The sequence below is a fragment of the Nonomuraea rhodomycinica genome, from assembly GCF_013363995.1.
Classification (GTDB): Bacteria; Actinomycetota; Actinomycetes; order Streptosporangiales; family Streptosporangiaceae; genus Nonomuraea; species Nonomuraea rhodomycinica.
On the sequence record NZ_JABWGO010000003.1, the window covers coordinates 636079 to 649124 of the forward strand.

Below are 13046 nucleotides of genomic sequence, written 5' to 3' on the forward strand. Positions count from 1 at the left end.
GTACGCGTTCATCCGGACATCCCTCCACACAGCGCGGCGCCGATCGCCCCGGCCCGCGGGCCGAGGACGGCGGGCAGCACCGCGACGTCACCGATGAGCGGGCGCCGCCGCCCCAGCTCGCGCTCCAGCGCGGGACGCATGAGGTCGAGCGCGCCCGAGACGCCGCCGCCCACCACCGCCGTGCCCACGCCGAACAGCGCGGCGGCGTCGCCCAGCGCGACGCCGAGCGCCCAGCCCGCCCTGGCCAGCACACCGGCGGCCCGCTCGTCGCCGGCCCGCGCGGCGGCGGCGACCGCGGCGGCCGGCCCCGACCCGTAGGCCCGCACGATGCCGGGCCCGCCGGCGAACGTCTCCGCGCAGCCCCGGTTGCCGCAGCAGCACGGCGGCCCCGACGGGTCGACCGTGACGTGGCCGACCTCGCCGAGGTTGTCGCGCGGCCCGACGAGGACCGCGCCGCGCAGCGCCACCGCGCCGCCCACCCCGGTGCCGAGCACGGCGAACAGCGCGTCCGGCAGCCCGCGGGCCGCGCCGAGCAGCAGCTCCGCCTGCGCGAACGCCCGCGCGTCGTTGACGACGGCCACCGGCCTGCCGGTCAGGGCGCTCAGCCGCGGGCCGGCCGGGTAGCCGTCCCAGTCTCCCGGCGGGTTGGGCACGAACAGCGCCGTCCCGCTCTCCCGGTCCACGTGGCCGGGCAGCGCCATCCCGATGCCCTCCACCGACGGGTCGGCCAGCGACGCCACGAGCGTCATCGTCTCGCCGGGGCCGGGCGGCGTGGGCACGGTGCCCGCGCCGGCCACCGTGTCGCCGTCCAGCACGACCCACTTGGTGTCGGTCCCGCCGACGTCGACGCCGAGCCGCCGGCCGGGCCGCGCCGCGGCGTGCGTCACGCGCCCACCGTCAGCACGCGCGAGGAGAAGGCGGCCCCGTCGCCGCGCGGGGCCGGCCCGAAGGGCTCGACGCCGAGCAGCCGCAGGTAGGCCAGCAGCGGCTGGGAGTGGCTGTGCAGGTTGGCGACCGGGTACGCCTGCATGGCGACGCCGAAGTCGGCCAGCTCCCAGGTGCGGCCGGGCCGGTCGGTCTCGGGCGCCAGGTAGGCGTCCGGGCCGGACAGGGTGCCCTCCCAGACGTCCGGGTAGGCGGCCGTGTGCGCGGCCAGCGTCATCCGGCGCCACCAGCGCCAGCCCAGCTCGGGCACGTGCCGGGCGGCGGCCCAGACGAGGGTCATGTTGATCGCGTACCAGATCGTGCCGATGCCGCCGGGGCCGTACTTGTCGCGGATCGGCCAGCGCAGCCGGGCGCCCAGCGGCGAGTCCGCGGCGGCGGTGGCCTCGATCGTGCGCAGCAGCTCCTCCGCCCGGTCCGGCGGGGCGGCGCCGCAGAGGACGGCCCACGGCTGCACCTCCAGCCACAGGTCGGAGTCGCCGACGACCGCCCCGGGGCCGTAGGCGCGCCGGAACCACCGGCCGTTCCACTCGCCGGCCACCAGCCGGCGCAGCTCCTCGCCGAGCTTGCGGGCCTCCGCGCCGGTCGCGTGGTCGCCGAGCCGCTCGGCCAGCACCGCGTAGCGCGGCAGCACCCAGGCGGCCATGGCGGAGTTCAGCACGGACTCGCCCCGCTCGATCATCAGGTCGCGCCGGACGCCGCTCTCGGTGATGGCCAGGTCGTTCCAGTCGGCGTTGAGGATGCGCACGTGGCCGTGCTCGCCGCGCCCGACCACGTCGGCGAGGAAGCGGAACTGGCGGCGCAGGTGCTCGCCGAGCGGCGCCGGCGCCGCCCCGTGGACCGGGTGGTACGGCACCGGCTCGGCGAAGGACGCCGCGTCGCCCGTGGCGGACAGGTACTCCGCCGCCAGCCACAGGGCCCACAGGTTCTGGTCCGACGGCCGGAACAGGTCGGTCCACGGCTGCTTGTCCGGCCCGAGGGCGTAGGGCAGGTCGCCGTCCGGGCCGCCCCAGGCACACGTGTTGCGCAGCACCGACAGGGCCAGGTCGGGCTCGATGTGGACCAGCGGCAGCGCGTGCTGGAGCGGGTCGCGGGCGGCCCCGTTGAAGCCGTGGCGGAAGGAGTAGCACGAGCCCTGGTCGAGGGTGTGGCCGCCGAGCACGCCGTCGGCGCAGGCCCCGCCGGTCAGCAGGGCGGCGTGCCACGGGATCTCGCGCTCGGCCTCGGGCGCCTGCGGCGCCGACGCGCGCGGCAGCCGGTCGCGCAGGGCGGCCAGGCTCTCCTCGAACGACGCGGCCCCGGCCGCCGCGTCCGAGGAGAGCAGGCCGTACCGGAACTCGACCAGCCGCTCGCCGCCGGCCTCCAGGTCGAGGGGGACGTCGATCCGCCCCGACGCGGTCCGGCGCGGCCCGTCCTCGCCGCCGGTGAGCAGCTCCAGCTCCAGCCCGGGATCGTCGGCCGGTTCGGCGCCGGTGATGAGCGCGACCCGGGCCGGCCGGGCCGCCCACTCCTCGGTCAGCGTCAGCCGTACGGGCTCGCCGAGCAGGTTGCGCACGCGCAGCCGGACGAGCACCCACGGCGCCTCGCCCTCGGGGCAGAGCACGGTGCGCTCCAGCGCCACCCGCTCGCCGGCCGCCCGGACGGTGGCGAACGTCGGCCCGAACGTGCGCTCCGACGTCGAGACGTCCGTCGCCAGGCCGTCCACCCGGGTGACGCCCGCGCCCCGGGTGAGCCACAGCAGCCCCGTGTGCTCGTCGAACAGGTCGCTCAGGCCCCGGTTGTCGGCCACCAGCGTGATCCGCCGGTTGCCCAGGTGGACCATGTGCCGCCGGGTGGGCGGGTCCAGGACGGGATCCCACTCCGCGCGCGGGTCCTGTTCCTGGTCCGTCGTGTACGAGAAGGCGGGCAGCCCGTACGCGGTGGTCCACGCGCCGAACGCGCTCATTTCTTGACTCCTCCCAGGGTCAGCCCGGCGACGTAGTAGCGCTGCAGGACGAACATGAGCGCCAGCGGCGGCACGGCCGTGACCAGCGCGGCGGTGCCGACGAGACCGGCGCTGAAGTCGTACTCCGTCTGGAGCTGCGACAGGCCCACGGGCAGCGGCCACAGGCCGGGCTTGTTGGCCACGACGAGCGGCCAGAGCAGGTTGTCCCACTGCGCGAGGAACTGCAGCAGGAAGAGCGTCAGCAGCGCCGGCCGCAGCAGCGGCACCGCGACGCGCAGGAAGATGCGCAGCTCGCCCGCGCCGTCCACGCGCGCCGACAGCAGCAGCTCGCGCGGCAGCGAGAGCGCGAACTGGCGGACCAGGAACACGCCGAACGCGCTCACCGCGAACGGCACGATCATCCCCTGGAACGTGTCGATCCAGCCGAGCTGCCGGACGACCAGGTACATCGGCACGAGCACCACGATCGGCGACAGCGACAAGGTGCCCACGACGACCGCGAACAGCACGCGCCGGCCGGGGAAGGCGAGCTGCGCCAGCGCGTACCCGGCCGCCCCCGACAGGACCACCTCCAGGACGGCGACCCCGAGCGACAGGATCACGCTGTTGCGCAGGTAGAGCGGGAAGTCGCCCTGACCGAACAGCCGCGTCAGGTGCTCGCCGAAGCGGGCGGCGTCGAAGCCGAGCCCGCCGAGGTCGGTCGCGTCGGAGGCGGACGCGACGGCCACCATCGCGTACACCGGCAGCAGCATGACCGCCACCACCAGCGACAGCAGCGTGCCCCGCAGCACGCCCCCCACTCGTGACGGTCTCATCCGTCCTCGCCTCCCCTGAGCACGCCGAACTGGACGAGCGACAGCGCGAGCATGGCCAGGAGCAGCACCATGGCGATCGCCGAGGCGTACCCCATGCGCTCGAAGCCGAAGCCGGTCGCCCACAGGTAGAGCGGCAGCACCTCGGTGGCGCCCGCCGGCCCGCCCTTGGTCAGCAGGAACGCCGGCACGAACGACTGCATCGCCCCGATCACCGCGATGACCAGCACGAACAGCAGCGTGCGGCGCAACAGCGGCAGCGTGATGCGGGCGAAGATCCGCAGCGGCCCGGCGCCGTCGATCGCGGCCGCCTCGAACACGCCGGACGGCAGCCCCTGCAACCCGGCGGTCAGGATGATCACGAACAGCCCGAGGTGCTTCCACGTCGTCATGATCACCAGCGCCCAGAGGGCGAGCCGCTCGTCGGTCAGCCACGGCAGCGGCCCGCCGCCCACCAGCCCGATCAGCGTGTTGGCCAGGCCCTCGTCCGCGAAGATCGCCGACCACACCATCGAGGTGGCCACCAGCGGCATCGCCGCCGGGACCATGACCAGCGCGCGCAGCACGCCGTTGAGCCGGCCCGGACGGCTCAGCGGGACCGCGATCGCCAGCGCCAGCACGATCGACGGGACCACCGAGGCGAGCGTGTAGAGGGCGGTCACCTGGGCCGAGTTCCAGAAGCCGGGGTCGCCGAGCAGCCGGCGGTAGTTGTCCAGGCCGGTCCACGCGGGCACGCCGGCCAGCTCGTAGTCGGTGAAGCTGAGCCAGACCGCGCCGGCGAACGGTACGACCCAGAAGAGCAGGAAGTACACCGCCGCGGGCAGCGCCAGCAGGCTCCCGGCGCGCGCCTCGGCCCACCGCTGCCCCCGGCCCGAGACCGTCGTGGCCGGCCCGGCCAGCCGGACGGTGAGGGTCACAGCGCGATCCGCATCGCCTGGTCGAAGTCCGCGGCGGCCCGCTCGGGCGTCTTCTTGCCGAAGGCCACCGCGTCGCCGGCGTCGGTCAGCGCCTTGGCCATCTCCTGCCACACCGGCGTGCGCGGGCCGAAGTCGGCGTGCGGGGCGGAGGCCGCCATGATCTCCATCGCCTTGGCGTCCGCGCCGGGCAGCTTCTCCCAGCCCTTGACCGGGGTGAGCAGGCTCGCGTCCTTGAGCTGCCGGGCCGCGACGTCCTCACGCTGGAGGTAGTCGATGAAGTGCCAGGCGGTGTACGGCAGCTTCGACTCCTCGGCCACGGCCCAGCCCCAGGTGTAGGCGGGGGCGACGGGCTGCCCGCCGTCCCAGTGCGGCAGCGGCGCGATGTCGAAGGACCTGCCGAAGACGAGCTGCTTGTTCAGCGCCGGGAACAGGTCCATGGCGAACAGCCCGGAGACCACCATCGCCGCCTGGCCGGTGGCGAACAGCCCGAAGCCCGACAGCGGGTTGGACAGCTTCGCCTCGCCCACGCTGCCGTAGTAGCGCAGCGCCTCCACGCCGGCGTCGGAGGCGAGCGTGGCGGTGCCCGCGTCGGCGCTGAGGATCCCGCCGCCCTTGCCGCGCACCAGCGCGAGCAGCTGCATCAGCGTCCACTGCGGGTTGCCCAGGATCCACTGCAGGCCGACCTTCTTGCCGTCGGCCGAGGTGAGCCGCTTGCTGTACTCGGCGACCTCCTCCCACGTGGCGGGCGGTTTGTCCGGGTCGAGCCCGGCCTCGGCGAACCTGTCCCTGCGGTAGTAGAGGCAGCAGATCGTGTAGTCGACGGGGACGCCGTAGAGCCGGCCCTGGTAGGAGAGGGAGGAGATGGCGTTCTGGTCGTACTGGGCGACCAGCGCCTTCTCGTCGGGCACGCCCATGGCCTTGGGGATGATCGGGGCCAGGCGGCCCTTGCGGGCGTGGCCGGCGATCGTCCAGCCGCCGATCTTGAACAGGTCGGGGGGCGCGTCGCCCGCGAAGGCGGTCAGGAGCTTGGCGTCGAGCTTGTCGACCGGCACGTACAGCGGGGTGACGTCGACGCCGCCGAACTCCTGGACGTAGCTGTGCAGCAGCTTGGTGAACACCGCGTCGTACGCCTTGGTCTGGTGCAGCCAGACCGACAGCTTGCCCCGCGGGACGCCGTCGGCCGGCACCGCCGCCTCCGGTTCGGAGCCGCCGCACGCGGACAGGAGGCCGGAGGCCGTGGTCAGCGCGGCCGCCGCGAGCAGGCGGCGCCGGGTCAACAGGGTCATGCTCAACCTCCGGAAGGCAGCGCTTCGCCGCCGGTGCGGCGGCGCCGCACCGGGATCCGGCGAGGGGGGTTACTGGCCCATCAGGGCGTTGTTGGCGTCGTTGAGCTCCACGGAGAACACGGCGACATCGCCGCGGGCGTGGCGGATGGTGTACTCGAGCGCGACCGCGCTCTCGGTGCTGGTGCTGCGGGAGGTGACCAGCAGGGCCGCGGCGATCGGCACGCGCAGCAGCTCGGCGAGCCGGTAGTCGGCGTTGACCGCGCCGATCGTCTCCCGGCCGCTGGCCGGGGTCAGGCCGTACTTCATGCGCAGCAGGTCGTACAGCGAGCCGGTCAGGTCCTCGTCGAGGATGTCCGGCACCAGGTCGGCGGGCAGATGGGCGCTCTCCACCATGCAGGGGGCGCCGTCGAGCAGCCGCAGTCGCTCGATGAAGACGACCTCCTGCGACTCGCTCAGGCCGAGCGCGACGCCGACGTCGGTGCCCGCCGGCTGGCGGTGCGCCCTGAGCACGCGGGTCGTGGGCCTGCGCCCGAGCCGCGCCATCGTCTCGGTGAAACCGGCCGGGCGCGCGCCCAGTTCGGGGGCCACGGCCATCGGGGCCGTGTAGGTGCCGCTGCCCTGCCGGGCCACGAGCAGCCCCTCCTGGACGAGGTCGCCGATCGCCCGGCGGGCCGTGGCCCTGCTCACGCCCGCGTAGACCATGAGGTCCTTCTCGGCCGGGATCAGGGTGTCGGGCTCGCAGTCGCGGATGACGGCCCGCAGCCGCTCGCGCAGCTGGTAGTAGAGCGGCACAGCGGCTGACGGGTCGAGGGCCAGCCGGCGTTCCCAGTCGGTCATGTCGTCCATCCTCATTTGTACGGACGACCGTATCTTTTCCGCCGGGGCGGGTCGTGTCAACAGCCGATCCCCGCGGCGGGCTACGGCCGGACTTCGTAGACGAGGTTGAAGGGCGTCTGCGCGGCCCGCCGGAACCGGGTGAAGCCCGCCTCGCGGGTCAGCTCGCGCATCCGCGCCTCGCCCGCCTGCGCGCCCAGCGCGTACCCGCCCGGCTGGGACAGGGCGTTGGGCACGCAGAGGAACGTGGACGCGCTGTAGTACAGCCGCCCCACCGGGGTGAAGTTGTCCTCCACCGCGTCGCCGGCGTACGGCTCGACCAGCAGCCACGTGCCGTCCGCGGCCAGCGCCTCCCGCACCCGCCGGGCCGCTCCCAGGGGGTCGCCCATGTCGTGCAGGCAGTCGAACATCGTCACCAGGTCGTAGTCGGCGCCGGTGAAGGTGTGCGCCGTGGCCACCTCGAAGTCGACGCGGTCGTCCACCCCGGCCTCCGCGGCGCGCTCGCGGGCCAGCTCGATGGACTCGGGGTGGTAGTCGGAGCCGGCGACGGTGGTGCGCGGGTAGGACTGCGCGAGGAGGATCGAGGAGGACCCGAGGCCGCAGCCGACGTCCGCGACCAGGGCCCCCGCCTGCAGCTTCTCCTCGGTCCCGGCCAGCGCCGGGATCCAGCTCGACACCAGGGCCGCCACGTAGGCGGGCCGGTAGAACGCGTCGCACCCGACGAAGACGTCCTGCGCGTGCTCGTGCCAGCCGAAGCCCGCGCCCGTGCGGAACGCCTCGGTGATGTCCGGCTCGGCGCGCAGCATGCCGAGCGCGATGAGGTACGCGGCCGGCAGGTTCGGCCCCGCCGGGTCGGCCAGGCAGAACGCCTGCTCCTCCGACAGCGAGAACCGGCCCGTGCCCGGGTCGTAGGAGAGGTACCCCCCGGCGGCCTGGCCGCTCAGCCACTCGGTGAGGTAGCGCGGGTGGCACCCGGTGCGCCCGGCGAACTCCTCGGGGGTCGCGGGCCCCTCGGCGAGCGCGCGATACAGGCCCAGCCGGTGGCCGATCACGACCGAGCCCGCCGCCTGGGTCGCCCCCAGGTCGCTCACGACCCTGCCCAGGAACTCCGTCACCTTGTCGTCGTCCATCGCGGATGGCCTCCTCCCCGCCAGAGGGTCCTGACACGGGGGAGTTTGCCCTGGTCACACGGTTGTTATCCGCGTTGCGGGGGTTTGGCCGGGCTTCGGCCGGGCTTCGGCCGGGCGCGCAGGCGTTCCATCTGGACCTGGCTGAGGTCGTGCGCCCGGCGCATGTGCCGGGTGATCACCTCCAGCTCCTCCTCGGTGTGCTCGTCGTAGAGCGCCTGCCAGGAGGTGCCCAGGTCGTCCCAGAGCGCGCTGACGTGGGTGAGGCGCTCGGTGACCGGGGCGACGAGGACCCGGCGCCGGTCCTGCCGGTCGGGTGTGCGGGCCACGTAGCCGCCGCGTTCGAGCCGGTCGACCAGGCGGGTCGCCGAGCCCGTGGTCAGGCCGGTCAGCTCGGCGATCTGCTTGACCGTGAGCGGCTCGGGCGCGGCCGTCAGCAGGCTCAGGCACTGCACGTCGGTCGGGTGCAGCCCGAGGTGGTCGGCGACGGCCTGGTTGAACAGCACGTACGCCGCCATGTAGCGGCGCGACGCCATGGCCAGCTCCTCGTACAGCCGTTCCCGGCGCGGGTCCGTCATCGCGATCACCGTCCAAATAGCTGTGCGACGCAGCGATTCGCATGCTAATCTGCTGCACGGCGCAACTAATGCGCCGTGCAGCAATTCTACCAACCTGGAGACCCTCATGCTCACCGTCGCCGTCACCGGCGCCACCGGCGCCCAGGGCGGGGCCACCGCCCGCGCCCTGCTCGACAGCGGCCACCGGGTGCGCGCGCTCACCCGCGACCCCGGCTCGCCCGCCGCCGAGGCGCTCAAGGCCCTCGGCGCCGACGTCCGCCGCGCCGGCTTCGACGACCGCGCCTCCCTCGACGCCGCGCTCGCGGGGGCCGACGCGCTGTTCGCGGTCACCACGCCGTTCGGCACCGACGTCGCCACCGAGGTCCGGCAGGGCAAGGCCCTCGTCGACGCCGCGGCGGCGGCCCGCCTCGGGCACGTCGTGCTCACCTCCGCCGCCCACGCCGACCGCGACACCGGTGTCCCGCACTACGAGAGCAAGCGGCTCGTCGAACGGCACCTGCGCGACTCCGGCGTGCCGTGGACGGTGATCGCGCCGGCCGCGTTCATGGACAACTACGCGAGCGGCTGGACCCTCGACGGGCTGCGCGAGGGCACGTTCGCCTGGCCGATGCCCGCCGACCGGCCGCTCGCGCTCATCCCCGCCGCCGACATCGGCGCGTTCGCCGCGCTGGTCCTCCGGCGCCGCGGCGAGTTCACCGGCCGCCGCGTCGACATCGCCTCCGACGAGCGCACGCCGGGCCAGATGGCCGAGATCCTCGCCGCCGCCGTCGGCGCCCCGATCGTCCACCGGGAGGTGCCTCTCGCGTACGTCAGGCAGCGCTCGGACGACCTGGCGGCCATGTTCGCGTACTTCACCGAGGTGGGCCTCGACGTGGACGTCGCCGGGCTGCGCCGCGACCACCCGGAGGTCGGCTGGCACGGCTTCGCCGACTGGGCGGCCGCCCAGGACTGGCCCGCCCTCCTGTCGTCCCCGCCCGCGGTCTCCCGCCACTGAGTCCCCCGCCACTGAACGGAGCACCCTCCATGAAACCGATCGGCTACTGGCTCAACCGCGCCGACCAGGCCCTCACCCGCCACATGAACGGCATGCTGGCGGAGTTCGGCCTGACCCGGCTCGCCTGGCAGGTGCTGAACGTCGTCCACGACGGCTCGCGGGCCACCGGGGTCGTCGGGAACGGTTCGCCGGCCGCCGGTGACGTCCACGACGCGCCCGGCGTCACCGACGACGAGGTCCTGTCGGTGCTCGCCGCCAACGGCGACGCCCCCGCGCTGGCCGCCGCGATCGACGCCGTGCTGGCCGGCGGCTGGGCGGCCCGCCCCGCGCCCGGCCGGCTCGCCCTCACCCCCGACGGCGCCGCGCGCCTGGCCCGGGTCGCCGAGCGGGTCGGCGCGTTCCGCGAGCTGTCCATGACGGGCATCTCGCCCGGCGAGTACCGCACGGCCGTCAGCGTCCTCGAACGCATGACGGCCAACCTCGAACCGGCCCGCGACCCGCACGTCGCCACGCCGTGACGCCCGAGCCGCGTCACCCCGTCCCCATGTCGTAGTGGCCGCCCGCGATCCGGGCCGCCGCGTCATGGGCGGGCACGGCGGCGGGCGGCTCGCCCACCACGCGATCCCGGCCCCAGGCGCGCTCCGCGGGAGGTCCTCGGCGCAGCCGGCGTCCCTAGGGCGTCGCCGCGGCCCTGTCGCGTCCGAAATGGTGCGCCGCCAGGTGGTCGGCCCAGCGCAGGAGCGAGGTGGTGACGTCGGGCATGGTCAGGCCGTGCCGGGCCGCCAGGGCGTTGGCGGGCCCGGTCGGGTAGCGGTCGCTCGACAGGAACGTCAGCGTCTCCGGGTCCGTCCTGGTGATCCGGCGGGGCAGACGCCTGAGGAGCGGCACGGGCACGCGCGCCCGCGGCACCTTGACCCCGTAGTGCCGCCCGACGAGGGCGAGCAGGTCGGGAAGGGGCGGAGTGTCGTCGTCGAGCACCCAGTACGAGCCGCGCTCGGCGCTCTCGTCCACCGGCAGCAGGGTCATGAACCGGGCCAGGTGGTCCACCGTGACGACCGGCACGAACGTACGCGCCCCGCCCGGCAGCGCCGGCATGGCGCCCCGCCAGATCTCCTCCACGCTCGACGCGAGCCCGAGCAGCTGGTCGGACTCGCCGGTGACGCTGTCGCCGATCACGCTGGACGGGTTCACGACCGACCACGGGACGCCCGCCTGGTCCGCGACGGCCCGCAGCACAGCGTCCGCCTCCACCTTCGACGCCTCGTACGCGCCGAGCGCCCGGTAGACACTCCGCCGCCGCTCGTCGCTCCAGGGGACCAGCGCCGGATCCTGCCCGCCCACCCGGTAGCCGGAGACGTGGACCAGGCGGCGCAGCCGCGGCAGCCGCGCCGCGAACGCGACGACCGCGCGGACGCTGTCCACGTTGGCGTGGCGCGCCTCCTCCGCCGTCATCCCGAACCGGTAGGCGCCGGCGCAGTTGTGGACCTCGGTGACGTCGTCCCACGCCGTGACGTCGTCCCGGATGAGCGAGGGCGCGTCGAAGTCGACGCGCAGGTCGGCCGGGGCCGGGTGGTGACCGTGCCCGGCCAGCCAGGCGGCGAGCCGCCGGTACGACGCACCGCTCCGGGTGGCCGTGCTGACCCGCACCCCGGCCCGGCCGAGGGCGAGGACCAGGTGGCGGCCGACGAATCCGGTCGCCCCGAACACCAGGGCGTGCCGCTCCGCCGGCCTCACCAGGACGCCTTCGCGGTCGCGGCGTCGCGCCCGTCCAGCAGCACGGTGACGGCGTGGGCGGCGCAGCGCAACGGCTCCACCGACCGCTGGGCGCGCGAGACGATCATCGCGCCCTCCACCGTGCTGACCACGGCCGTCGCCAGGGTGCGGGCCTCCGGGAGGGGGCGGCCGTGGGCGGCGAGGTGCTCGGCCACGGGCGTGATCCACGAGTCGAAGGCGTTCGCGCAGGCGTCGCGCAGCCGTTCGCTCTGCGCGCCCATCTCCAGCGTGACCACCGAGACCGGGCAGCCGAGCTGGTAGTCGCTGTCCTCGACCATCCGGGCCAGCACGTCGATCACCCGGCACACCACGGCCCCGGCGCCCTCCGCCCGGCCCGCCGGGCTTTCCGGGGCCGTCGCCGACTCGGCCAGCAGGTCGCGGAACCGTCCGGCCGCGAGTTCCACGGCCCTCTCCCCGAGGGCCTCCTTGCCCTCGGGGAAGTGGAAGTACAGCGAGCCCTTGGGGGCGCCCGCGTGCTCCACCACGGTGTTGAGGCCCGTGCCGGCGTACCCCCTGGCCTGGATCAGTTCCAGCATCGCCTCCACCAGCCGCGCACTGGTCCGGGCGCCCTTCGTTTCCGTCATGCGCGAGATAATAGACCAGTCTATATATTTTCGCGAGCCGAAGCTCGCGGTCGGTTCGAGGGTGAACAGCGCTCCGACCGGATCGCCGCGGCCGGCCCGTTCTCGCCCGCGTCCTCGTAGCGGTCCCCGTCCGTGGAGCCGTCGGCCATCAGCAGGGCCACGGCGGGTCAGGCGGCCTTCCCGACAGGGCATCGCTGCCAGGCGTCGGGCGATGTCGGCTTCACTCCGCACCAGGACGGCTGAAGGCGCAGGACAGGGCGTGGGTCAGGACGGGGTGGCGCGGAAGGCGCAGGACAGGGCGCGGGTCAGGACGGCGGCGAAGGAGTCGGTGTTGCCCGGCGCGAGCCAGTGGCGTCCGGCCACGCGGACCGCGCCGGCGACCGAGGCGGCCGTGACGGCGGGGAACAGGTCGCGTGCGGGATCGGCGCCGGTGCGCGCCGCGATCGCCTCCGCCAGCGGACCCTCCGCCATGGTGAACGCCTTCAGCGCCTCGCCCTCCAGCTCGGGCGTCGACATGATCATGCGCAGCCCGGCCCGGTCGGGCTCCGGGTCGGTGTAGAGCTCGACCATCGCGGCGACGACGGCCTGTTCGAGCGGCTCGCCGGCGGGCCGCGCGCGCAGCGCCTGCCCCGCGCGTCTCGACTGGTCGGCCTGGAGGGCGCAGATCGCCTCCTCCCGGCTGGAGAAGTAGTTGTTGTACGTACGGGGGGAGACGCCCGCGGCCGAGGCGATGTCCTGGACGCGCACCAGGGCCAGCCCGCTGGGGCCCTGCTCGATGGCCAGGCGCAGCGCGGCGTTGCTGATCGCGTCCCGGGTGGCCCGCTTGTTGCGCGCCCGCAGATCCATGGCGTCGTCGTTCATGAGGACACTCTAACCGATGTTGCGTGCCACGCACTTGATGCGCGCCACGCAAGTTTGTGGATAGAGTGCGGGAGACGCCTGGCACTCACCTGTCGAGAGTGCCAACCGCACGTGTGCCGGGAGGGCGAGGACCGTCGTGCCCGGCGGGCCGTCCGTCGCGGGCGCCGTCCCGGCATGCCCCCAACCTGAGCAGGAGCAGCGATGACCTCGAAGATGATCGCGTTCGACGAGGACGCCCGGCGCGGCCTGGAGCGCGGCATGAACCGGCTCGCCGACGCCGTCAAGGTGACCCTCGGCCCCAAGGGCCGCAACGTCGTGCTGGAGAAGAAGTGGGGCGCCCCCACGATCACCAACGACGGTGTCTCCATCGCCAAGGAGATCGAGCTCGAGGAC

The 13046-nt window shown here is 74.4% G+C and carries 14 protein-coding genes; 3 read left to right on the top strand and 11 right to left on the bottom strand.

From position 1 onward, the window contains the following. Positions 1–8: 8 nt before the first annotated feature. From HT134_RS18725 to HT134_RS18760, 8 genes are all read right to left on the bottom strand, one after another. Positions 9–887 (bottom strand): ROK family protein, encoded by an 879-nt coding sequence (locus HT134_RS18725; protein ID WP_175601643.1) that lies wholly within the window; start codon positions 885–887, stop codon positions 9–11. Next, entirely contained in the window at positions 884–2887 is a 2004-nt protein-coding gene (locus tag HT134_RS18730; RefSeq protein ID WP_175601644.1) for a GH36-type glycosyl hydrolase domain-containing protein, read from the bottom strand. Before HT134_RS18730 ends, HT134_RS18725 begins: the two co-directional genes overlap by 4 nt. Further along, positions 2884–3702, bottom strand: coding sequence for a carbohydrate ABC transporter permease (locus HT134_RS18735; RefSeq protein WP_175601645.1), 819 nt, complete (start codon positions 3700–3702; stop codon positions 2884–2886). Before HT134_RS18735 ends, HT134_RS18730 begins: the two co-directional genes overlap by 4 nt. Then, on the bottom strand, positions 3699–4616 hold the full coding sequence (locus tag HT134_RS45720) for a carbohydrate ABC transporter permease (protein ID WP_175601646.1): 918 nt from the start codon (positions 4614–4616) through the stop codon (positions 3699–3701). The genes HT134_RS18735 and HT134_RS45720 overlap by 4 nt, the downstream gene beginning before the upstream one ends. Next, positions 4613–5902, bottom strand: a complete 1290-nt coding sequence (locus HT134_RS18745; RefSeq protein ID WP_175601647.1) for an extracellular solute-binding protein — start codon at positions 5900–5902, stop codon at positions 4613–4615. The genes HT134_RS45720 and HT134_RS18745 overlap by 4 nt, the downstream gene beginning before the upstream one ends. Before the next feature lie 69 nt (positions 5903–5971). Next, positions 5972–6739 carry a GntR family transcriptional regulator gene (locus HT134_RS18750; RefSeq protein WP_175589204.1) on the bottom strand — a complete coding sequence of 256 codons (768 nt, stop codon included), beginning with the start codon at positions 6737–6739 and terminating at the stop codon, positions 5972–5974. Between the two features lie 80 nt (positions 6740–6819). Then, complete coding sequence (locus HT134_RS18755; RefSeq protein ID WP_175601648.1) at positions 6820–7866, bottom strand: class I SAM-dependent methyltransferase; 1047 nt, start codon at positions 7864–7866, stop codon at positions 6820–6822. 65 nt (positions 7867–7931) lie between these two features. Beyond that, positions 7932–8441, bottom strand: coding sequence for a MarR family winged helix-turn-helix transcriptional regulator (locus HT134_RS18760; protein WP_175601649.1), 510 nt, complete (start codon positions 8439–8441; stop codon positions 7932–7934). Between the two features lie 106 nt (positions 8442–8547). Between HT134_RS18760 and HT134_RS18765 the strand changes: the two genes are divergently transcribed. Together HT134_RS18765 and HT134_RS18770 are read left to right on the top strand one after the other, a co-directional pair. Then, on the top strand, positions 8548–9435 hold the full coding sequence (locus HT134_RS18765; RefSeq protein WP_175601650.1) for an NmrA/HSCARG family protein: 888 nt from the start codon (positions 8548–8550) through the stop codon (positions 9433–9435). Between the two features lie 29 nt (positions 9436–9464). Next, positions 9465–9953: a winged helix DNA-binding protein gene (locus HT134_RS18770; RefSeq protein ID WP_175601651.1), complete on the top strand. Its 489-nt coding sequence runs from the start codon at positions 9465–9467 to the stop codon at positions 9951–9953. A gap of 154 nt (positions 9954–10107) precedes the next feature. Here HT134_RS18770 and HT134_RS18775 read toward each other — a convergent pair whose 3' ends face one another. From HT134_RS18775 to HT134_RS18785, 3 genes are all read right to left on the bottom strand, one after another. Next, a complete protein-coding gene (locus HT134_RS18775) occupies positions 10108–11169 on the bottom strand; it encodes an SDR family oxidoreductase (protein ID WP_217707996.1) in 1062 nt (353 codons plus the stop codon). After that, positions 11166–11792: a TetR/AcrR family transcriptional regulator gene (locus HT134_RS18780; protein ID WP_246364517.1), complete on the bottom strand. Its 627-nt coding sequence runs from the start codon at positions 11790–11792 to the stop codon at positions 11166–11168. The genes HT134_RS18775 and HT134_RS18780 overlap by 4 nt, the downstream gene beginning before the upstream one ends. A gap of 264 nt (positions 11793–12056) precedes the next feature. Further along, positions 12057–12653, bottom strand: coding sequence for a TetR/AcrR family transcriptional regulator (locus HT134_RS18785; RefSeq protein WP_175601652.1), 597 nt, complete (start codon positions 12651–12653; stop codon positions 12057–12059). Between the two features lie 201 nt (positions 12654–12854). On the opposite strand from HT134_RS18785, the gene HT134_RS18790 reads away from it, so the two are divergent. Further along, on the top strand, positions 12855–13046 hold a 192-nt coding region (locus HT134_RS18790), incomplete at its 3' end, for a TCP-1/cpn60 chaperonin family protein (RefSeq protein ID WP_281387538.1).